Raw genomic sequence first — 22,473 nt, 5'->3', positions numbered from 1 at the left:
CCGTCGGGTGCAACTACTCCGTCGCGTGCAGCGCCGCCAGGAGCCCCTCGCCGTAGCGCTCCAGCTTCGCCTGGCCGACGCCGCTGATCCCGCTCAGCGCGTCCAGGTCCGCCGGCCGCTCGGCGACCACCGCGCGCAGCGTCGCGTCGTGGAACACGACGTAGGCCGGCACTCCCTGCTCCTTGGCCGCCGCGGCGCGCCAGGCCCGCAGGCGTTCGAAGACCGGCTGGTCGACGTCCGACAGCGGGGCCGCCTCCGGGCGTGCGCCGCCGGAGCGCGCGGGCTTGCGTGCGCTGCGCGCCGTCGGGGCCGGGTCGCGCCGCATCCGCACCTCGCGCTTGCGACCCAGCACCTCCGCACTGGCCTCCGTGAGCACGAGCGTGCCGTGGTTCGAGTCCACCTCCAGCAGCCCCTGGGCCAGGAGCTGGCGCGCCACGGAACGCCACTCGCCGTCGGACAGGTCCTCGCCGACCCCGAACACCGTGAGGCTGTCGTGCCCCCACTGCGTGATCTTCGGCGTCGCCTTACCGCGCAGGATGTCGACCACGTGCCCCACACCGAAACGCTGGTTGCGCTCGCGGTCCAGGCGGAACACCGCGGACAGCAGCTTCTGCGCCGGGACGGTGCCGTCCCAGGCCTCGGGCGGGTTCTGGCACGTGTCGCAGGCGCCGCAGCTGCCCGGGTGGCTCTGGCCGAAGTAGCGCAGGAGCTGGGCGCGGCGGCACTCGACGGTCTCGCACAGGGCGAGCATCGCGTCGAGGTGCGCCGAGAGCTTGCGGCGGTGCGCGAGGTCGCCGTCGGACTCGGCGATCATCTTGCGCTGCTGCACGACGTCGGCCAGCCCGTACGCGAGCCACGCCGTGGACGGCAGGCCGTCGCGTCCGGCACGGCCGGTCTCCTGGTAGTAACCCTCCACCGACTTGGGCAGGTCGAGGTGGACGACGAACCGGACGTCGGGCTTGTCGATGCCCATGCCGAACGCGATGGTCGCGACCATGATGACGCCGTCCTCGCGCAGGAACGTCGACTGGTTGGCCGACCGCACGTGCGCGGGCAGGCCCGCGTGGTACGGCAGGGCGCGGATGCCCTGGTCGGTCAGCTGCTGAGCGGTCCTCTCCACCGAGGCGCGGGACAGGCAGTAGACGATCCCGGCGTCGCCGGGGTGCTCGGTGCGCAGCAGGTCCAGCAGCTGCTTGCCCGGGTTGTCCTTCGGCGCGACGCGGTAGGTGATGTTGGGGCGGTCGAAGCTCGCGACGAAGTGCCTGGCCTCGGTCAGCCCGAGGCGGGTGGCGATCTCCTCGCGGGTCTGGTGGGTGGCGGTGGCGGTCAGCGCGATGCGGGGGACCCCTGGCCAGCGCTCGGCCAGCTCGCTCAGGCGCAGGTAGTCGGGCCGGAAGTCGTGGCCCCACTGGGACACGCAGTGCGCCTCGTCGATCGCGAACAGGGCGATGGTGCCCTGGTCGAGCAGCCGTGCGGTGGACTCGACGCCGAGCCGTTCCGGGGCCAGGTACAGCAGGTCCAGCTCGCCCGAGCGGTAGGCCTGCTCCACCGCCCGGCGCTGGCCCGGGTCCTGCGTGGAGTTGAGGAAGCCGGCCCGGACGCCGAGCGCGTCCAGCGCGTCGACCTGGTCCTGCATGAGCGCGATCAGTGGCGAGATCACCACGCCGGTACCGCGCCGGACGAGCGCCGGGATCTGGTAGCACAGCGACTTGCCGCCGCCCGTGGGCATGAGCACGAGGGCGTCGCCGCCGCCGGCGACGGTGTCGATGATGTCCTGCTGCTCGCCACGGAAGGCGTCGTACCCGAAGACGTCACGCAGCACGTCGAGCGCGGTGGCGGTCGGGGTGGGGGCGACGTCCGGAAGGGTCATGGCCGCCAGTGTGCCAGGGACCGCTGACACTGGCCGAACGGCCGGCGGTACCGGCCGCGGTCCCGGACGGGCGTGTCAGACCTCGCCCATAAAATCCCGATATGTACACATTCGACGAGGAAGTGGCCGGTCTGGGCGATGGCACTGGCACAGGGGGTGCGCCCGAACTGGCGGCCGCGGTGCGGGAGGTCCTCGCGCCGCTCAAGGTGGCGCAGATCTTCGACCCCGCGGTGGACCACGTCCTGCGCGGCACCGGACCGGGTGTCCTGGGGCTGCTGCGCGAGCTGCCGCGCGGCACGAAGATGGTCGCCGAGCCGGACGGCTACCAACCGGCCGAGCTGACGGACGCCGTCGTCGACCTGCACCCCGGGTGGACCCGGAGAGGCGCCGAGGCCGCGCGGCTCACGGTCTACAAGGGCGCGCCGGTCGACCTGCTCGCCCGGCTCGGGCAGGTGCTGCACGCGGCCTGGGGCCGGGGGGCGGAGGACGGCGAGCTGTCGTGGCTGCGCACGCTGGCCCACGACGTGGGACGGGCGAGCACCGCCACGGACGCGGCCGACGCGGCAGACGTCCGGCTGCGGTGGAACCCGGACCTCGTCGAGGAGATCGCCCGGGCCGCCGACGCACCCGGCCGGTCGGCAGCGCACGCCACCCTGTCGGCACTGCTGTACGTGGACCACCAGCACTGGGCGCGCAGCCGGCACCACATGCTGGAGAGCGACGCGGGCATCGCGTACCTCGCCCGGCACACCGACACGCTCGCGGAGGTCGCCGCGGGGTCCGAGTTCCACGTCCGGAACTACGTGGCGGCCCAGTGCGCGCGCAGTCCCGAAGCGCACGTGAGCCTGGTCGCCGAGCTCGCCGTCGACGCGGACGCCGGCGTTCGCGCCCAGGCGCTGGCCACGCTGTCCAGACTCGACGGGCCCAGGCAGATCGACACGCTCAGAGAGCACCTGCGGACCGCGCCGCCGGACCGGCTCCCGGATGCCCTCGCCCGCCTGGGCGACCTCGACGGCGGCGTCGTCGCGATCGAGGAAGCCCTGGCCGACGGCGACAGCGACACCGGGCCGCTGGACCCGGACCGAGAGCGGCTCCTGCGCCGAGCCGTCTTCCGGGTGCGGGTACTGCGCTCGGCGGAGGCCGCCGTCCCCGTGCCTCCCGTCGCGGCGCCCCAGGACGCGGCGCTCGCGGAGGAGCTGCGCGCCCTGCGCGGGCTACGGCCTGGGAGCGGGAAGGACGAGGACCGTGCCTGGCAGGTCGCCGAGAGCAAGCTCGCGCTGCTGCCCGACGTGCGCGCCCTGCTGGACGCACGGCGTGCCGCCGGAGCGGACGACGCGGACCGCTGGACCGCCGAGCTGCTCGTCACCCGCGTGGACGGCTGGGGCCGGAAGATCGGCGCCACCCTGACGCCCGAGGGCGCCGAGCGCTGGTGGCCGCTGTTCGCCGAACGCCTCCACCTCGCGGACGAGTACCTCGACGGCGGCGACGGCAAGCGGCACCCGGACCACTACGCCGTCGACACGAGGACGATGATCCTGACGATCCTCGAACGGTTCCCCGCGACGCCCGAGGCGCTGGTCCCGCGCCTCATCTCGTTCGCGCTGGGTGCGGACCGCCACCGGCTGCCCGCCCGCCGGGTGCTCGGCGACCACCCGGCCGCCCGGGCCGCCGCGCGGGCTGTGCTGTCTGAGCCGTCCGACGGCGACGCGAGCACGCGCTCGTCCGCCGCGGAGTGGCTCGCGGAGCTGGGCGAGCCCGGAGCGGTCGCGCCGGAGCCCGGCTGGGAGTTCGGGGAGGGGGTGCTGCCCGCGTCCGTCCGGAACCTGCCCGCGTCCACGCTGTGGTGGCTGGACCGGTTCCGGGAGCAGGCGCGCGAGCGGGGCGTCCCGGCGGGCGACGTCGACCGGTGGCTCGGGCTGGCGCGCCCGGCACTGCGCACGGCGCCCGACGGCGGCGGCCCCGTTGTCGGCCGGCTCGGCAGCCCGCTGCTGCTCCCGCCGGACGTGCCCACCCCTGCCACGGTGTTCGAGCCCGACTATCGCAACGAGTACCAGCTCATCGTGACGCTCGACCTGGCGGCGGTGCCGCCGGACGCCACCGATCTGCCGCTGCCGCCCGACGGCCACGTGGTCCTGTTCGCGAACGTCGAGCTGGAGGACGAGCTCCTGCCGGGCGGCGCCGTGTACGTCCCGGTGGGGACGCCAGTTGAGGAGCGGGAGAACTCGGTCGAGTACGAGGCCTACGGTTACGACTCTCCCGAGGACCTCGACGAGTCCCTGCGGCGCAGCCCTGATCTCCGTCTCGTCCCCGGCGTCTCCTTGCCGTCCTGCCCGCTCGACGACGAGACCAGCGCGGCACACCCTCACGCGGACACGCTGCAGGAGGTCTGGTCCGAGCAGTCCGACGAGGGCGGCGAATGGCAGCTCGGCGGCCACGCCTACGACTTCGACGGCATGGGCGACCCGGCCCGTGAGTCTGCGGACCAGGAACCCGGCGAGAACTTCTCCCGCCCGGAGGACTGGGTCGTGCTCGCGCAGTGGGTAGGGGTGCCGATGGGGATCCTGTACTGGACCATCAACCGCCGGGACCTCGAGGTGCGGCGCTTCGACCGGGTCGTCGTGCAGATGTACGCGAATCCCTGATCCACCGGGTGCCGGGCTCGGCGAAACCCTGGGCATAGAACATGTGTTCGAGTATAATGCTGTCATGTCCGGGCCCGGCGCCACGATCCTGCACGCCGACCTCGACGCGTTCTACGCGTCGGTCGAGCAGCTGCTGGATCCCGCCCTGCGCGGACGCCCGGTCGCCGTCGGCGGCGGGCCGCGCGGGGGAGTGGTCCTCGCGGCCTCGTACGAGGCCAAGGTGCACGGGGTGCAGGGCGGGATGCCCGGCTGGCGCGCGGCCCGGCTCTGTCCTGACCTCGTGTTCGTCGGGGGTCACTTCCGTGAGTACCAGCGGCTGGGCGACGCCGTGATGGCCGTCCTGGCGGACGTGACGCCCACGGTCGAGCGGATCTCCATCGACGAGGCCTTCCTCGACGTGGCCGGTGCGACGCACCTGTTCGGCCCGCCCGCCGCGATCGGCGCGCGGATCCGCGCGCGCGTCCGGACCGAGGTGGGGCTGCCCATCTCGGTCGGCGCCGCGCGGACCAAGCACCTCGCGAAGATCGCCTCCCAGGTGGCCAAGCCGGACGGTCTGGTCGTCGTCGACCCCGGCACCGAGCGGGCCTTCCTCGACCCCCTGCCGGTGGGCCTGATCTGGGGCGTCGGCCCCGTGAACGAGCAGCGCCTCGCCGACCTGGGCATCCGGACGATCGGTGAGCTGGCGCGTACCCCGTCGTCGGCGGTGGAGCACATCCTGGGGCAGGTCGTCGGGCACAAGCTCAGCGCGATGGCGCACGACGAGGACCCCCGCCGGGTCGTCACCAGCCGCAGTGCACGCTCCGTCGGAGCGCAGTCCGCCCTGAGCCGGCGCCGGCCCGAGCCTGACGACGTCCGGGCGGTCCTGGCGCACCTGTCCGACCGGGTGTCGCGGCGGCTGCGCGCGAAGGGGCGCGCGGGCCGCACCGTGACGGTCGCGGTGCGGTTCGCTGGTATGCACCGGGCGACGCGATCCCTCACGCTGCCGGTGCCGATCGCGGCCACGCTCACGCTCACCGAGGTCGCCGAGCGGCTGGCCTGGTCGGCGATCGAGGACGCCGCACCGTGCGAGATCACGCTGCTCGGCGTCTCCGTCTCGAACCTCGCGGACCAGCGCGCGATCCAGCTCGAGCTCGACCTGGAGCCCCCTGACCCGTGGCGGCCAGGGTCCGCGCAGGGGGCGGCGCGGCGCGCCGTCGACGAGTCGATGGACGCGATCCGCACGCGGTTCGGCGGGGACGCCGTCGGCTACCTGCCCGTTGTGCTGCGCCGCGGCGGCGCCGTACCCGACGAGTTCCGGGAGCTGGCCGAGCACGATCTGTGACCGGCCGTCGACCTTTGACGTATGACGTTCGACCCTTGACGTATGACGTTGTTAGCGCTCACAATCGGGGCAAGCCTGACCTACCGGGCAGAGTCACCCTCATCGGAACGTGGATAAGACCGTCTGCTCCGCCCGCGAATGTTAGCGCTCACATCCGCGTGCGGACAGGCGTCGCGGTGTGCCCTCTCTCGGGTGAACCGTTCGGCCTTGATCAAGGAGGATCACTGCGGCTGCCGGCCCCCGCAGGGGCGTCCGGCTCCGAGTTCTACGAGCGTGCGCTCAACCCCAGGGGCCGCAGGGGAGTGGCCGGCCTGTCGTGGGCGCCACTCGCAGAGCGGACACCGTCGTCGGCGCCGCGACGTCCGCACAGGCGCGGACCACGCCGGCCCCCGACCAACGAAAGGAACAGTCATGTCCTGGATCGAGTTCCCCATCAGCCGCAGGCGGCTGCTCATCGGCGGAGCCGGCGCGCTCGCCGGGGTCACCGCCGCTACCACCTTCGGCCCGCTCACGCAGGCCGAAGCCCTGGAGTCGCCGTACGCGAACCCCGTCATCTGGCAGGACTTCGCCGACCTCGAGATCGTCCGCGTCGGCGCGGACTTCTACATGACCGCGTCCACGATGCACTACTCGCCCGGAGCCCCGGTCCTGCACTCCCGGGACCTCGTCAACTGGGAGTTCATCGGGCACTCCGTGCCGAGGCTCGACTTCAACGACGCGTACGACCTGAACGGTGGCCACCGCTACAGGGGCGGCATCTGGGCCTCCTCGCTGACCTACCGCGCCAGTGAGAACCGCTTCTACTGGCTCGGGCAGATCGACTTCCACCGCTCGTTCATGTACACGGCGACCAACCCCGCCGGACCCTGGACCCGCCACGCCGAGTTCCCCCGTTCCTACTACGACGCGGGCATGCTGGTCGACACCGACAACACCATGTACGTCGCCTACGGCGCCACCCAGATCTCGGTCGCGCAGCTCTCGACCGACGGCAGGACCGAGGTCCGCAACCAGGAGGTCTTCTCCACCCCGTCGGACATCGGCGTCCTGGAGGGCGCCCGGTTCTACAAGATCAACGGCAGCTACTACATCTTCGCCACCCGGCCGCCCAACGGCCAGTACATCCTCAAGTCCTCGTCGCCCTGGGGGCCGTACGAGGTCCGGGAGGTGCTGCTCGACATGCCGGGCCCGATCCCCGGCGGCGGCATCCCGCACCAGGGCGGACTCGTCTCGACCCCGAACGGCGACTGGCACTACATGGGGTTTATCGACGCCTACCCCGGCGGGCGAATGCCCGCCCTCGCGCCGATCACCTGGACCTCGGACGGCTGGCCGGAAGTCACCACCGTCAACGGGACCTGGGGGCAGACGTACCCGTTCCCGAACCTCACCCCGCACCTGGTTCCGCCGCTCACCGGCGCCGACACGTTCACCGCCGCGACCCTGGCCGCGAAGTGGGAATGGAACCACAACCCCGACAACACCAAGTGGTCCACCGGGAGCGGCCTCAGGCTCCAGACCGCCACGGTCACGGACGACCTGTACGCGGCCCGCAACACCGTCACCCACCGCATCCAGGGCCCGAGCTCCACGGCCACGGTCGAGCTCGACCCGTCCGCGATGGCGCACGGTGACAGGGCCGGACTCGCGATGCTCCGCAACACCTCCGCCTGGATCGGCCTGCGGCGCGACAACGGCGTCACCCGGGTGTCCATGACCGACGGCCTCACCATGGACCTGGATGACTGGAGCACCATCAGCACCGGCACCGAACGCGCGAGTGCGGAGCTGTCCGCCAGGCTCGCCCCCGCTGCCTGGTACGTGCTGCTGAACCGCACCAGCGGCAAGGCCCTGGACGTCAGCGGCGTATCCACGGCCGACGGGGCCCTGCTCCACCAGTGGACCCGCACCAACGCCAACAACCAGCAGTTCCAGTTCGTGGACGCGGGTGACGGTTACTACCGGATCAAGGCGCGGCACTCGGGCAAGGTGCTCGACGTGTCCAGCTGGTCGACGGCCGACGGCGCCGCCATCCACCAGTGGGCCGACCACGGCGGCGTCAACCAGCAGTTCCGCCTGGCCGACTCGGACGGGGGCTACGTGCGGCTGATCAACCGCAACAGCGACAAGGCGGTCGAGGTCCAGAACGCGGCGACCAATGACGGTGCCGGCGTCGTGCAGTACGGCGACTGGGGTGGCAGCAACCAGCAGTGGCAGCTCGTCCGGGTCGACGGCGGGAGCGGCGGCAGCGCCGGCGGCCGGGTCTGGCTGCGCGCCACCGCGGACATCCGGCCCGGCTCAGGACGCCAGGCGACCTTCTCGTACAGCACCGACGGTGCGACCTTCCAGCCGCTCGGACCTGCGTTCACGCTCGACGATCGCCCGCACTTCTTCATGGGCTACCGCTTTGCGATCTTCAACCACGCCACCGTCGCTCTCGGCGGGTCCGTCACCGTCAATCGGTTCTCCCTCACCACGCCCTGATCGATTTTCGACTGCAGCAGCACATCCATCCGAATGAGGGGATCGAACAGTGAAACTCACACTTCAGCGGTCGTCGAGACGCGTCCTCGCCTTGACGTTGAGCCTCCTGTGCCTGGCGGCATTTCTTTCGCCCGCAGCCCAGGCGGACAACCCGATCGTGCAACACATCTACACGGCTGACCCGTCACCGCTGGTCCACGACGGCCGGGTCTACCTGTACACCGGGCACGACGAGGACAACTCGGCCCCGACGTCCTTCACGATGCGCGACTGGCGGGTGTCGTCCTCGTCGGACATGGTCAACTGGACCGATCACGGCTCGCCGATGAGCCTGGAGACCTTCAGCTGGGCCAGCTCGGACGCCTGGGCGGGACAAGCCATCCAGCGCAACGGCAAGTTCTACTGGTACGTGCCGGTGCGTATGTCCAACGGAGCGGGAGCCATCGGGGTCGGGGTCTCGGACAGCCCCACCGGGCCGTTCCGCGACGCGATCGGCGGTCCGCTGATCCAGAACTCCGAGATCGACCCCACCGTCTTCATCGACGACGACGGCCAGGCCTACCTCTACTACGGCAACCCGAATCTCTGGTACGTGCGGCTCAACGCCGACATGATCTCGTACTCCGGCAGCCCGACGCAGGTACCGCTGACCACCGCGGGGTTCGGCACCCGCACGGGAGATACGGCCCGCCCCACGCTGTACGAGGAAGGCCCGTGGGTCTACAAGCGAGGCGGCCTCTACTACAACGTGTTCGCGGCGAAGTGCTGCTCCGAGTTCATCGCCTACTCCACCTCGCCCGGCCCGACCGGACCGTGGACGTATCGCGGCACCGTCATGCCCTCGCAGGGCAGCAGCTTCACCAACCACGCCGGCATCACCGACTTCAAGGGCAGCTCGTACTTCTTCTACCACAACGGCGCCCTCCCGGGCGGTGGCGGCTTCACTCGGTCGGTCGCGGTGGAGAAGTTCAGCTACAACGCCGACGGCACCATTCCGACGATGACCATGACGACGGAGGGGCCGCCGCAGGTCGGCACGCTCGATCCTTATGTCCGTCAGGAGGCGGAGACCATCGCGTGGGGCAGCGGCATCGAGACCGAACCCTCCAGCGAGGGCGGGATGAACGTCAGCTGGATCGAGAACGGCGACTACATCAAGGTCAAGGGCGTGGCCTTCGGCGCCGGTGCCAGCTCGTTCACCACCAGGGTGGCATCAGGCACCAGTGGCGGCCGGGTCGAGCTGCACCTGGACAGTCCTACCGGGCCGACGGTCGGGACATGCACCGTGCAGGGCACCGGAGGCTGGCAGACCTGGAGCACGGTCTCGTGCCCTGTCACCGGTGCGACCGGGACCCACGACCTGTACCTGCGCTTCGCCGGTGGCAGCGGGTTCCTGTTCAACATGAACTGGTGGCAGTTCGCCACCGGTCAGACCGCCTTCTCGTCCACCGCCGTCGCCCAGCACAGCGGGCACTGCCTGGACGACCCCGACCGGAGCACCGCCGACGGCACCCAGTACCGGCAGCACACCTGTGGCGCCGGTGCGGAACAGCGGTTCGACTTCCGCCCGGTGTCAGGGGTGGCGAACACCTACTCCCTGGTGAACCAGCACAGCGGCAAGTGCCTCGACGTCGGAGGCGTCTCCACCGCCGACGGCGCGGCGGTCCAGCACTGGACCTGCCACGGCGGCACGAACCAGCAGTTCACGTTGCGGCACGTCGCCGGCAACGACTACCAGCTCGTCGCGGTGCACAGCGGCAAGTGCGTGGACGTCAGCGGGATCTCCACCGCCGTCGGAGCACTGGTCCATCAGTGGACCTGTGACTCCGCCGCTGCCCAGGCCACCAAGAAGAACCAGGTCTGGCGCCTGGCCGGCAGGAGCTGAACCCGACACCGGTCGGGCCCCTCAGCAGGTGCTCGGAGATGACCCCGCCCCGCCCCGCGCGGCACGGAGCGGCGCGGGGCGGGGTCATTCTCGGTGCTGGTTTGCTGGTTCGATCCAGGATCGATCAGCGCACGCCGACGATGCGGTAGTAGGAGCCATCACCCCGGATGGGTGCCCAGTTCACCGGGTTGTACCCGACCCCGGAGGCCTCGTTGAGGGCCGAGAAAGCGCGACCGTCGCCCGCGTAGAAGCTCACGTGGCCGTTGTAGAAGACGATGTCGCCGACCTTGCGGTCGGAGGGGTCGACCTTGATGACGTCCTGGCTGGTGAGGTTGCTCAGGTCCGTGTGGTTGTCTGCCGCCTTCTCGACGGCCCAGGTGTACTGGTTGGCGGAGGACATGCGCGTCCAGCTCGGAAAGTTCGGGACGTTCTGATAGGTGAACCAGAGGAGCCCTGAGCAGTCCCACTCGTCGGGGCCGATGCCATCCTCCAAGTTCTCACTCTGGTACTCGTCGCCCTCCTGGTTCAGGGCGTACTGGTACGCGATCATGCCGTAGTTGTAGATCCGCTTCGTCTCGGAGCACGGGGTGGGATCCTGGTCCGAGGTGCCGTTGCTCACCTTGACCTCGAGGTGGTTGAACTGGGTGATGCCCTCGGGGTCCCAGGTGGTGCCGCCCCCGCTCGCGGTGTCGCCCCTGCCACCGTCGACTGCCATCCAGGGCTGCCCGTTCTGGAAGATCCAGCTGGTGCCGTCACCCGGGGCGTTGCGTGCGGCGTACTTCAAGACGGGCGACTTCTGGTCGGCAGCGGTGTCCTCCAGGGACCAGTGCACTCTCGCCGACCGGGTGCCGAGCCACTCGACCTGGATCTCCGCCACCGCGCCCGGGCACTTCACCTCGATCTCGAGGCTCGGGTTGCTGATCGGGGCCGCCGCGGCGGCGGGTGCGCCGACCACGCCGACCACACCGGCGCCGAGGACCATCGCCAGGGCAGCGACGGCGGTCGAGAGGGCCTTGCCGGCACCGGCGAGGGCAGGACGTCGCCGCGCGGGCTTCGCGGACGACGTCGACCGGGTCGCACGGGCCTCGGAAACTGGGAGCATCGAGCTCTCCTTCCACTTGGATGCGAGCAACGTAGAGCGGCTCGCAGTCCGCGCGGATTCCGTACCTAGCCCGTACCTTGCCCGTACCGTGCCGCTGTCAACCGGCCCGGGCGTCTCAGCCGGGTCCGAGCGCGCGCAGGACCGGGAGCGCCCGCTCGAGCATGGGTGTCGTCGCCGTCAGGCTGATGCGGAAGTAGCCCGGGCTGTTGAACACGGTGCCCGGCAGCACGAACACACCGCGTTCGGCGAGCGCGGCGACGAAGGCGGTGGCGTCGCCGCCCGGCGCCGCGCCCCACAGGTAGAACGCGCCCTCGGGGACGGTGAGTGCGTACCCGGCCTCGCCGAGCGCACCCACCATGCGATCGCGGCGGCGTTCGAGCTCCGCCACGTCGATCGAGACCGTCTCCAGGGCGGGCGCCGCGTACTGCATGAGGGCGTCCGGGAAGCCCCAGCCCATACCCATCTGGAGCGGCAGCATCGCGGCGCGCAGCTCGGCACGCTCCGTGCGGGGGATCAGGGGCGAGAGCGCGAGGTAGCCCAGGCGCTGGCCCGGAGCGAGCAGCACCTTGCCGTAGCTGTAGTCGATGAGGGTCCACGGGTAGCAGGCGGCGGGGCTCGTGAAGTCGACGCCGTCGAAGCGGATCCGCCGGTACGGCTCGTCGGAGAGCAGCCAGATCCGGCGGCCGCCTCGTACCGACGCCGACTCGAGCGCCTCCGCGAGCTCGGCCAGCCGGTCCCTGGTGTAGACGCGGCCGGTGGGGTTCGCCGGCGAGTTGACCACGACGATGCGCGTGCGGGGTGTGATCGCCCGGGCGACGGCGTCGACGTCCAGGTCGAAGGTGTCCGGGTCGAGCGGCGCCCTGACGGCGACCAGGTCCGCCGCGCCGAGCATCGGGGCGTAGAACCAGCCCGGCTGCGGGATCACCACCTCGTCGCCCACGTCGGCGACGAGCCGGAAGGCGACCGAGATGGCACCGAAGGCGCCTTGCGTCATGGCGATGTCGTCCGGCTCGAAGGGCAGCCCGAGCTCGTCCCGCAGCCCGGCGGCGACCGCCTCCTGCGCAGGCGCCTGGCTGCTCTTGTAGGCGAACCAGTCCTCGGCGCGCGGCTCGAGGTTCGCCCGCAGCGCGTCGACGAACGCGGGCAGCGGCATCTCGTGCGGGTCGCCGAACGTCAGGTCGACGACGCCGGGCCGGCCGTCCCTGGCGCGCAGCGAGAGGAAGAACGACGTGACGGGTTCGATCGCGTCGCGTGCCGCGAGGGCTCGCTTCGACAGCTCCATGCCGCAGTTCCTCTCGCGAGATACCGGCCGCCCCCGACGCTCCTCATGATGCCCCGAACTGGTGGGTGCCGCTAGGAGCAGGTGCCCGGTGCAGCAAAATCGTTTAACTCCGCCCCCGACCATTGCCCTCAGGGTGAGCGCCTGCCAGTATCGCCCTGATGTTAGCGCTCACACAGTGAGAGGGAGTCAATGATGCCTTCCCGAAGTGCAGCTCGGTTCCGGCGTCGCGCCGCCGCGTTCGTCGCTTCTGCCGCCGTCGCACTCGTCGGCGTGGCTCTGCCGCTCGCGCCGTCGCCGTCGGCTTCGGCTGCCGAGGTGGATCCCACGGCGTGGTACGTGCTGGTCAACCGCAACAGCGGCAAGGCGCTGGACGTGTACAACCGCGCCACCAACGACGGTGCGCGCGTCACCCAGTGGTCCCGGAATGACGGCGAGCAGCAGCAGTGGCAGTTCGTCGACTCCGGCAACGGCTACTACCGGCTCAAGTCGCGTCTGTCCGGCAAGGTCCTGGACGTCTCCGAACGATCCACGGCCGACGGCGCCCCGATCGTCCAGTGGACCGACAACAACTCCACCAACCAGCAGTTCAGCCTCCAGGACGTCGACGGCCACGTCCAGCTGATCGCCCGCCACAGTGGCAAGGCCGTCGAGGTCCAGGGCGCATCCACGACCGACGGCGGCAACATCGTCCAGTACACCGACTGGAACGGCAGCAACCAGCAGTGGCAGCTGGTCAAGGTCGGCGGGCCGAGCACCGGGACCTACACCAATCCTGTGGTCTGGCAGGACTTCGCCGACGGCGACATCATCCGGGTGGGCGACGCGTACTACTACTCCGCCTCCACGATGCACTACTCCCCGGGAGCGCCGATCCTGCGCTCGTACGACCTGGTCAACTGGGAGTACGCCGGCCACTCGGTGCCGAACCTGGACTTCGGGTCGAGCAGGTACGACCTCTCCGGCGGACGGGCCTACGTCAAGGGGATCTGGGCGTCCGCGTTCGGGTACCGGCCCAGCAACCAGACCTACTACTGGATCGGCTGCGTCGAGTTCAACCGCACGTACGTCTACACGGCGACCGCGGTAGACGGCACCTGGACCAAGCGCGCCCAGATCCCCGGCTGCTACTACGACGCCGGGCTGCTCGTCGACGACAACGACAAGATGTACGTCGCCTACGGCAACGGCACGATCCACGTGGCCGAGCTCTCGGCGGACGGCTTCAGCCAGGTGCGCACCCAGCAGGTGTTCAGCACGCCGTCGAGCGTGGGCACCCTCGAGGGTGCCCGGTTCTACAAGCGGAACGGCTACTACTACATCTGGCTGACCCGGCCGGCCAACGGGCAGTTCGTGCTGCGGTCCACCTCCCCGTTCGGGCCTTACGAGATGCGCCAGGTGCTGCTCGACCTGCCCGGCCCGATCCCGGGCGGCGGCGTGCCGCACCAGGGCGGCCTCGTACAGACCCAGAACGGCGACTGGCACTACATGGCGTTCGTCGACGCGTACCCCGGCGGCCGGGTGCCGGCCCTCGCCCCGATCACCTGGAGCGCCGACGGCTGGCCGACCGTGCAGACCGTGAACGGCCGCTGGGGTACGACCTACCCCAAGCCGAACATCACGACGTCGCGCACCGTGGCATCGATGATCGGACCCGACACGTTCGCTGGTCCCGCGCTCGGCCCGCGCTGGGAGTGGAACCACAACGCGGACCCGAACAGGTTCACGGTGAGCAACGGGCTGCGGCTGCGGACCGCCACCGTCACGAACGACCTCTACAACGCCCGCAACACGCTCACCCACCGCATCCAGGGCCCGTCGTCCACCGCGACGATCGAGCTCGACCACAGCACCATGCGCGACGGCGACCGGGCCGGGCTCGCGATGCTGCGCGACTCCTCGGCGTGGATCGGAGTCAGGCGCGACAACGGCGTCACCCGGGTCTCGATGACCAACGGCCTGTCGATGGACGGCAGCTGGAACACAACGGGCACCGGCACCGAGGCCGCGAGCGCGGCCGTCAGCGGCGGCCGGATCTGGCTGCGAGCGACCGCCGACATCCGGCCGGGCTCCGGACGGCAGGCCACGTTCTCCTACAGCACCGACGGCGTGACGTTCACCCGGCTCGGCCCCGGTTTCACGCTCGGCAACTCGTGGCAGTTCTTCATGGGCTACCGCTTCGGGATCTTCAACTACGCCACCAGCTCCCTCGGCGGCGAGGTCACCGTGCGGCGGTTCGACCTGACCGCCCCGTAGAGCACCACTCACCGCCCACATCACCCCGCACGAAGGAGTGCTCGTGAAAAACCTGTCTCGTCACCGCCTGCTCTCGTTGCTCGCCGCGACCGCACTGACCACGTCCATGCTCGCCGTCGTACCGGTGGCCGGTGCCGCTGCTCCGGCCACTGCTCCAGCCACTACTGAGGCCACCGCTGTGGTCGCTGCCGCGCCCGACCCGACCGTCGATGAGCCGGCGCCGTTGCCGCCCCTGGGCTGGAACAGCTGGAACACCTTCTACTGCAACATCAACGAGCAGATGGTGCGCGAGACGGCGGACGCCATGGTGAGCTCGGGCATGGCGGCCGTCGGGTACCAGTACGTCGTCGTCGACGACTGCTGGATGCAGGACACCCGCGACGCGGCAGGCAACCTACGCGCCCGGACGGACCGCTTCCCGTCGGGGATGAAGGCGTTGGGCGACTACATCCACGCCCGTGGGCTGAAGTTCGGGATCTACCACGCACCGCGGGAGAAGACCTGTAACCAGTACTTCGCGAACCTCCCGGGGACGTCGTCGAACGGGAACGAGACCCGGGACGCGAACCTGTTCGCCTCGTGGGGCGTCGACTACGTCAAGCACGACTGGTGCGACCCGCGCGGCACGGCGACCGAGCAGGCCGCGCTGTTCAAGAAGTTCGGGGACGCGCTGAAGGCCACCGGCCGCCCCATCGTCTACTCGATCAACCCGAACAGCGCCCACTCGAACACCGCCCCGACCTACCCCGGCTGGGGCGAGTTCTCGGACATGTGGCGCACCTCCGAGGACCTGGACGACGCCTGGTCCACGGGCTGCTCGCCGTCGGCCGACTGCTTCGTCGGGATCACGGAAGCCCTCGACATCATCGAGCCGATGCGCGAGTGGACCCGGCCCGGGCGGTACAACGACCCCGACATGCTCATGGTCGGCGTGCGGAACACGCTGACGCCCACGGAGAACCGCGCGCACCAGAGCATGTGGGCGATGCTCAGCGCCCCGCTCATCGCGGGCAACGACCTGAGGAACATGAGCGCCGACGTGCGTGCGGTCCTCACCAACCGCGACGTCCTCGCGATCGACCAGGACCCGCTGGTGCGACAGGCGGACCGGGTGCGTGACGACGGCGACGCCGAGGTCTGGGCCAAGCCGCTCGCCGACGGCTCAGTGGCGGTAGCCCTGCTCAACCGCGGCTCCGGCAGCCGGCAGATCTCGACCACGCTCGGCCAGGTCGGGCTCGGCTCCGGCACGCACTCGCACCGTGAGCTGTGGACCGGCGCCACGGGCACGACCACCGGGCAGCTCACCGCACAGGTCGCCGGGCACGGCGTCGCGCTGTTCAAGGTGAGCCCTGGCGGCACGTCCGAGCCGCCGACCGGCACGCTCGTCAGCTCCGCATCGGGCCGCTGCCTCGACGTGCCGGGCAGCGCCACGGCGAACGGCACCGGCCTGGCGATCTGGGACTGCCACTCGGGAGCGAACCAGACGTGGACCCCGACGGACGGCACGCTGCGGTCGCTGGGCAAGTGCCTCGATGCCCCGACCAACGCCACGGCGGGCACCCGGGTCCAGCTCTGGGACTGCAACGGCGGCACCAACCAGCAGTGGACGTTCCAGGGAGACGGCACGATCCGCGGCGTGCGGTCCGGCCTGTGCCTGGACGTCGACCGCAACCTCACCGCCAACAACACCGCGGTGCTGCTCTGGACGTGCACGGGCGCGACGAACCAGCTCTGGACGCGCCGGTAGCCGGGTAGCGCTCCCTCCTCCCGGAGAAACCGCGAATTCTCCGGGAGGAGCCCGTCCTGACCACACACGGATGTAGGGTCCGTGGCCATGAGCTCGACGAAGACACCGCAGGTTGACGACGTGGACTGGTCGCGGATGTTCCATGCGTACGGGGTCGCGTCGGACACCTCGCGGCATCTGCGCGCTCTCGTCTCCGATGACGATGCGGCGTTCGGTGCGGCTGTCGACCATCTGTTCGGCGCCGTGCTGCACCAGGGGACCGTCTACCCGGCGACGGCGCCCGCCCTGCGGGTCGTGGCCGGGACGCTGGGTGATCAGGGGCACCACCAGGCACTGCGCCGTCGCGACGAGGACGGGCGGTCGCGCCTGGCCGCGCTGCTGGAGTGGATCGACGCGGTGGGGGACAGCGCGTCCTGGCACGAGGACACTCGCGCACCGGACGCCGCCGAACCCACGGACGAGGACATCGACGCCTTCTACCGTGCGATGGCGGCGGACGACGAGACGGTGTGGGGTGGCTGTCCGACGACGACCCTGCGATCCGTGCCTGTGCCGCCCTGTCGCTCACCGGTTCCGCCGAGGCGACCGCCGTGCTCGTCGAGGCACTGCACGACCCGCTTGCGGTGGACGAGTGGTTCACCCGCCGTCCGTCGAGATTCGACATGCGTGTTCACTTCGGCCTGGTCGCGAACCTCCTGGCCCGCGACGTCGGCCTCGCCGAGATCCTGCCCGCGTGCCTGCCCGTGATCAGGGTCGCGCAGGGCGGGCTGTGGTCGAACATGACCTGGGGCCCGATCCTGCTCAGGACGTTTCCCGGAGTGGAGTTCCTGCCGGGCGTCCGCCCCGCCCCGCCGCGGAACCTGGACGAGACCCAGAAGGCGGTGCTGCGCGAGCTGGTCGCCAACGACGACCTCTGGGACCGGCGTGACGGCAACGCGAACCTGGCACGGATGCGCGTCGGGCTGCCCGACGATCGCTACATGGTGGCCAGCCTCGCCTCCTGAACCGCTTCAGGACGGTGCGGGCAACACAAAAGGCCCCCGACGTGGAGGTCGGGGGCCTTCTGAGTCGCTGTCTCAACGAGTGTCCGGAGGGGGACTTGAACCCCCACGCCCGATAAAGGGCACTAGCACCTCAAGCTAGCGCGTCTGCCATTCCGCCACCCGGACAGGTGGACCGTTCCCGGCGTTTCCGCCTTCTCGGTGCGTGGAAAAACATAGCACGCAGGTCGGGTGGGTTCCGAATCGAAAAGCGTGTGACCTGGGTCGCGTGGGGAGTCACCACACGTGCGAGCACCCGACACCGGCTGGCAGACTCGCAAGACGTGACTACCCCCGACTGGCCTCTGACCACCGAACGGCTCGAGCTGCGCCCGGTCACCCCCGCGGACGCCGACGCGTTCTACGCGTGGCGCTCGCTGCCGGAGGTGGCGCGCTACATGTTCCAGCCCCCGTGGACGCCCGAGCTCGCCGCGCGCAAGCTCGTCGACTGGTCGGGCGCCCCGTTCACCATGCCGGGTGACGTGCTGGTGATGGCGGTGACCCGCCGGGCGAGCCGCGACGTCATCGGCGAGGTGCTCCTGAAGTGGGCGCCCGGCACCGGGCAGGTGGAGGTGGGCTACGGGTTCCGCCCGGACGTGGCGGGACACGGTTATGCCACCGAGTCCGTCCGCGCGGCGGTCGGCCTCGCGTTCGACGTCTACGGCTTCCACCGGGTCTTCGCGCGCATCGACGAGGAGAACACGCCGTCGGCAAGGGTGTGCGAGCGCCTCGGCATGCGGCTGGAGGCCCGCCTGGTGGAGAGCGACATCCGGCCCGACGACGGCGCGTGGGCCACCGAGCTGAACTACGCGATGCTCGCGCGCGAGCACGCCTCCGGCGCGGCTGCGTCGCGCCGGGACCCGTAGTCCGGTTCGTGGCCGTATGCTCCGCTCGCGTGCAGGTGTCGTGCCGGCGGTCGTGGCAGCAGTCGAGCCAGTTGTCGGGAGACGCGCCCTGCCGCTAACGTCCGCTTGGACAATTCGCCCAAAAACAATAGTGGGAGCATGGCGATGACGGTTGACGCGCCGACGGTAGCGCCGACGACAGCGGCGGAGTCGCCGACCACCCCGCAGCCCCTGACAGGGCAGCCTCCGGCAGGGTCCTCTCCGGTGGGGACAGGATTCGGAGCACCCTGGATCCGCTCCACCGGCGACCTGGCGTGGAAGCTGATCGGCATCGGGCTCGCGGTGGCTCTGGTGTTCTACGTGGTGAGCCTGGTCCAGCTCGTGTTCGTCGCGCTGTTCCTCGCCCTGGTCTTCACCTCGGTGCTGCTCCCGCTCGGGGACCTGTACGACCGCGTGATGCCCCGCGGGCTGGCGATGGCCGCGTCCCTGCTGACCGCCGTGCTCGCCGTCGGCGGGCTCGTGACCTACGTGGTCTCCTCGGTGGTCAGCCGCTGGGAGGAGCTGGCCGCGGAGTTCGGCACGGGCCTCAGTGACCTCGCGGTGCTGGTCACCGACATCCCGCTCGTGGCGAGCCTGGGCACGCCCGGTCAGTGGCTGCAGGACGGCGGCGCCTGGCTCCAGGAGAACGCCGGCTCGTACGCGGGTACGGCCGCGCAGAGCGCCGGGATCATCGGCGAGGGTGCGACCGCCGTCGTGCTTGCGATCTTCTGCACGGTGTTCTTCCTGACCCAGGGCAGCCGCATGTGGCGCTGGGTGCTGTCGCTGGTCCCCGCCGACCGGCACGACCGCTGGGAGAGCGCAGCGGGCGCGGGCTGGACGGCGTTCTCCGGGTTCACGCGCGGCATGTTCTTCGTCGCCCTGGCCGACGGCGCGCTGGCCGGCGTCTTCCTCTCCGTCGTGGGCGTGCCGCTCGCGCTCCCGCTGTCCGTGGTGGTGTTCCTCGGGGCGTTCGTGCCCATGATCGGCCCGGTCGCCGCTATCGTCGTCGCCGCGCTCGTCGCCCTGGCCGCCAAGGGCCCCGTGCTGGCGCTCGTGGTGCTCATCGGCATGGTGGTCGTGGCACAGATCGACGCCAACGTCCTGCAGCCGCTGATCACCGGCAAGCAGGTCTCGCTGCACCCCGTGGTGATGGCGCTCGTCGTCGCAGGCGGCTCGGTGGTAGGCGGCCTGCTCGGCGCCGTCGTCGCGGTGCCGCTCACCGCGGTGACGTGGGCGGTGATCAGCACGCTGCGCAAGACGCCGGCACAGGTCACAACGTCAGGCACGGCGCCGGGCACAGTGTCCGGCGATGGGGCAGACTGACTCGGTGCCTGACCCCGTTCCACCACCGCACAGCGAGCCCAGCGACCCGGCGCCGGCCGAGAACGCACCACCACCCTGGTTGCGCACCTCCGCCGGCTGGTCGTGGCGCCTCATCGTGCTCGTCGCGGGCATCGCCCTGGTCTTCTGGGCCGTCACGCAGGTCCTGATCGTCTTCGTCGCCGTGTTCCTGGCACTGGTCATCACCGCGGTGCTCAACCCGCTGACCGACCTCTACGACCGGGTGATGCCCCGCCCCCTGGCCACGGCCGCCGCCATCCTGTCCGGCGTGCTGGTCATCGGCGGCCTCCTCACCTACGTCATCGTGTCCGTCGCCGGCCAATGGGAGCGACTTGCGGGCGAGTTCAACACCGGCATCGACCAGATAGTCGACCTGATCGAGAACAACTCGTTCCCGGTCGACGTCGAGGTCGACACGCGCGACCAGTGGATCGACGACGCCGCCAACTGGATCCAGGAGAACGCCCAGACCCTCGTGGGCACGGCCGCCGAGAGCGCCGGCTCCATCGTCGAAGGCGTCGCCGTCCTCGTGCTGGCGATCTTCTGCACCATCTTCTTCCTCGCGTCCGGCGCCGCCATGTGGCGCTGGTTCATGACCCAGGTGCCCGCCCGCACCCGGGACAGGTGGCACGAGGTCGCAGGTGCCGGCTGGTACACGTTCTCCGGCTACACCCGCGGCATAGTCCTCGTCGCGATCACCAACGGCATCCTGGCCGGGGTCTTCCTGTCCATCCTCGGCGTGCCGCTCGCGGCTCCGCTGGCCGTGCTGGTCTTCATCGGCACCTTCATCCCGCTGATCGGCGCGCCGCTGGCCATGATCATCGCGGCGGTCGTGGCGCTCGCGGCCGACGGGCTCCTGACGGCGCTCATCGTCACCCTCGGGATCGCGGGCATCGGCCAGCTCGAGGGGCACGTGCTGCAGCCGCTCATCATGGGCAAGCAGGTCTCGCTGCACCCGCTGGTGGTCGCGCTGGGCGTGACCTGCGGGACGGTGGTGGGTGGCATCCTCGGCGCGATCGTCGCCGTCCCGCTCATCGCCGTCGCCTGGTCCGTGTACAGCACGCTGCGGAAGGATCCGGACGGCGTCCTGCCCGACGGCGACGCCGACCCGCCCGGCGACGTCGATCCGCCCCACGAGAAGCCGGCGACGTAGGACCGCACCGGCTGTGCCGGGCGTGGGGGCGTGGCCGGGCGTGGCCGGGCATGTCAGTGAGCGTCCGTAGGCTGGGGGCATGGTCGATCTCTTCGATGCCGCGACTACCGACACGGCCGGCACCCCGGCCGCTCGGGCGTCGTCACCCCTCGCCGTGCGCATGCGCCCGGCCACCGTCGACGAGATCGCCGGGCAGCAGCACCTGCTGGAGCCCGGGTCCCCGCTGCGCCGGCTCATCGAACCCGGGGCGGGCGGCCGTGCGGCGCCGTCGTCGGTGATCCTGTGGGGTCCGCCCGGTACCGGCAAGACCACGCTCGCCTACCTCGTCGCCACCGTGTCCGGGCGCCGCTTCGTCGAGCTGAGCGCCGTCACCGCGGGCGTCAAGGACGTACGCCAGGTGGTCGAGGACGCCCGGCGCCGCCTCGCCACCGGCGGCGACGAGACCGTGCTGTTCGTCGACGAGGTCCACCGCTTCTCCAAGTCCCAGCAGGACGCCCTGCTGCCCAGCGTCGAGAACCGGTGGGTCACGCTCGTCGCCGCGACCACCGAGAACCCCAGCTTCTCCGTGAACTCGCCCCTGCTGTCCCGCTCGCTGCTGCTCACGCTGCGTCCCCTGGAGACCGAGCACGTCCGCGAGCTGATCCTGCGCGCGGTCACCGACGAACGCGGCCTCGGCGGGTCGGTAGCGCTCGACGAGGAAGCGACCGAGCACCTCCTGCGGCTCTCCGGCGGCGACGCGCGCAAGGCGCTCACCATCCTCGAGGCCGCGGCGGGCGCCGTGCTGTCCGACGACGTCGCGGCGGACGACGGCGACACGGTGCCCCGTATCCGCCTGGCCGACGTCGAGCGCGCCGTCGACGTCGCCGCCGTCCGCTACGACCGCGACGGCGACCAGCACTACGACGTCATCTCCGCCTTCATCAAGTCCATCCGCGGGTCCGACGTCGACGCCGCCCTGCACTACCTCGCCCGCATGGTCGCCGCGGGGGAGGACCCACGCTTCATCGCCCGGCGCCTCGTCATCTCCGCGGCCGAGGACGTCGGCATGGCCGACCCCTCCGCCCTGCAGACCGCCGTCGCCGCCGCACAGGCGGTACAGCTCATCGGGATGCCCGAGGGTCAGCTCGTGCTGGCCGAGGCCGTCGTGCACCTGGCCACCGCACCCAAGTCGAACGCCGCCTACCTGGGCATCAACGCGGCGCTCGCGGACGTACGCGCCGGGCGGATCGGCACCGTACCGCCGCACCTGCGCGACGCGCACTACTCGGGCGCGAAGCAGATGGGGCACGGCGACGGCTACCGCTACGCGCACGACTGGCCGCACGGCGTCGCGCCGCAGCAGTACCTGCCCGACGTCCTGGCCGGCTCGCGCTACTACGACCCGAGCGACCGCGGCTACGAGCGGCAGGTCTCGGAGCGGCTGGAGCGCATCAGGGGGATCCTCGGCAGCGAGGGGAAGTGACGAGCAC

The 22,473-nt window shown here is 70.9% G+C and carries 14 protein-coding genes and 1 tRNA gene; 11 read left to right on the top strand and 4 right to left on the bottom strand.

The annotated features are described in order from the left end of the window. Nucleotides 1-13 precede the first annotated feature (13 nt). A complete protein-coding gene (gene recQ, locus ACFO6V_RS01380) occupies nucleotides 14-1,870 on the bottom strand; it encodes a DNA helicase RecQ (protein WP_377131378.1) in 1,857 nt (618 codons plus the stop codon). A gap of 101 nt (nucleotides 1,871-1,971) precedes the next feature. Between recQ and ACFO6V_RS01375 the strand changes: the two genes are divergently transcribed. From ACFO6V_RS01375 to ACFO6V_RS01360, 4 genes are all read left to right on the top strand, one after another. Next, the gene (locus ACFO6V_RS01375; protein WP_377131376.1) at nucleotides 1,972-4,512 is read left to right on the top strand and encodes a DUF1963 domain-containing protein; all 2,541 of its coding nucleotides are present in this window, start codon (nucleotides 1,972-1,974) and stop codon (nucleotides 4,510-4,512) included. A gap of 64 nt (nucleotides 4,513-4,576) precedes the next feature. Next, nucleotides 4,577-5,833: a DNA polymerase IV gene (gene dinB / locus ACFO6V_RS01370; protein WP_377131374.1), complete on the top strand. Its 1,257-nt coding sequence runs from the start codon at nucleotides 4,577-4,579 to the stop codon at nucleotides 5,831-5,833. Between the two features lie 411 nt (nucleotides 5,834-6,244). Further along, nucleotides 6,245-8,317 carry a family 43 glycosylhydrolase gene (locus ACFO6V_RS01365; RefSeq protein ID WP_377131372.1) on the top strand — a complete coding sequence of 691 codons (2,073 nt, stop codon included), beginning with the start codon at nucleotides 6,245-6,247 and terminating at the stop codon, nucleotides 8,315-8,317. 157 nt (nucleotides 8,318-8,474) lie between these two features. Then, a complete protein-coding gene (locus ACFO6V_RS01360) occupies nucleotides 8,475-10,202 on the top strand; it encodes an RICIN domain-containing protein (protein ID WP_377131370.1) in 1,728 nt (575 codons plus the stop codon). A gap of 124 nt (nucleotides 10,203-10,326) precedes the next feature. Here the strand turns inward: ACFO6V_RS01360 and ACFO6V_RS01355 are convergent, their stop codons facing one another. Then, nucleotides 10,327-11,304: an NlpC/P60 family protein gene (locus ACFO6V_RS01355; protein WP_377131368.1), complete on the bottom strand. Its 978-nt coding sequence runs from the start codon at nucleotides 11,302-11,304 to the stop codon at nucleotides 10,327-10,329. A 115-nt stretch (nucleotides 11,305-11,419) separates the two neighbouring features. Beyond that, entirely contained in the window at nucleotides 11,420-12,586 is a 1,167-nt protein-coding gene (locus ACFO6V_RS01350) for an aminotransferase class I/II-fold pyridoxal phosphate-dependent enzyme (protein ID WP_377131366.1), read from the bottom strand. A 192-nt stretch (nucleotides 12,587-12,778) separates the two neighbouring features. Between ACFO6V_RS01350 and ACFO6V_RS01345 the strand changes: the two genes are divergently transcribed. From ACFO6V_RS01345 to ACFO6V_RS01335, 3 genes are all read left to right on the top strand, one after another. Next, the gene (locus ACFO6V_RS01345; protein WP_377131364.1) at nucleotides 12,779-14,839 is read left to right on the top strand and encodes a family 43 glycosylhydrolase; all 2,061 of its coding nucleotides are present in this window, start codon (nucleotides 12,779-12,781) and stop codon (nucleotides 14,837-14,839) included. A 43-nt stretch (nucleotides 14,840-14,882) separates the two neighbouring features. Further along, the gene (locus ACFO6V_RS01340; RefSeq protein WP_377131362.1) at nucleotides 14,883-16,586 is read left to right on the top strand and encodes a glycoside hydrolase family 27 protein; all 1,704 of its coding nucleotides are present in this window, start codon (nucleotides 14,883-14,885) and stop codon (nucleotides 16,584-16,586) included. Nucleotides 16,587-17,095: 509 nt separating this feature from the next. Then, nucleotides 17,096-17,590: a hypothetical protein gene (locus tag ACFO6V_RS01335; RefSeq protein WP_377131360.1), complete on the top strand. Its 495-nt coding sequence runs from the start codon at nucleotides 17,096-17,098 to the stop codon at nucleotides 17,588-17,590. 80 nt (nucleotides 17,591-17,670) lie between these two features. Here the strand turns inward: ACFO6V_RS01335 and ACFO6V_RS01330 are convergent. Continuing rightward, a tRNA-Leu gene (locus ACFO6V_RS01330) sits at nucleotides 17,671-17,755 on the bottom strand. A gap of 155 nt (nucleotides 17,756-17,910) precedes the next feature. Here ACFO6V_RS01330 and ACFO6V_RS01325 point away from each other — a divergent pair. From ACFO6V_RS01325 to ACFO6V_RS01310, 4 genes are all read left to right on the top strand, one after another. After that, complete coding sequence (locus ACFO6V_RS01325) at nucleotides 17,911-18,492, top strand: GNAT family N-acetyltransferase (RefSeq protein ID WP_377131358.1); 582 nt, start codon at nucleotides 17,911-17,913, stop codon at nucleotides 18,490-18,492. A 138-nt stretch (nucleotides 18,493-18,630) separates the two neighbouring features. Continuing rightward, nucleotides 18,631-19,833 (top strand): AI-2E family transporter, encoded by a 1,203-nt coding sequence (locus ACFO6V_RS01320; protein WP_377131355.1) that lies wholly within the window; start codon nucleotides 18,631-18,633, stop codon nucleotides 19,831-19,833. Between the two features lie 4 nt (nucleotides 19,834-19,837). Beyond that, the gene (locus tag ACFO6V_RS01315) at nucleotides 19,838-21,004 is read left to right on the top strand and encodes an AI-2E family transporter (protein WP_377131353.1); all 1,167 of its coding nucleotides are present in this window, start codon (nucleotides 19,838-19,840) and stop codon (nucleotides 21,002-21,004) included. Nucleotides 21,005-21,083: 79 nt separating this feature from the next. Then, the gene (locus ACFO6V_RS01310; protein ID WP_377131351.1) at nucleotides 21,084-22,466 is read left to right on the top strand and encodes a replication-associated recombination protein A; all 1,383 of its coding nucleotides are present in this window, start codon (nucleotides 21,084-21,086) and stop codon (nucleotides 22,464-22,466) included. The last annotated feature ends 7 nt before the right edge of the window (nucleotides 22,467-22,473 follow it).

The sequence above is a fragment of the Promicromonospora alba genome, assembly GCF_042654905.1.
GTDB classification, from domain to species: Bacteria; Actinomycetota; Actinomycetes; order Actinomycetales; family Cellulomonadaceae; genus Promicromonospora; species Promicromonospora alba.
This window is presented reverse-complemented; position numbering and strand designations above follow the sequence as displayed.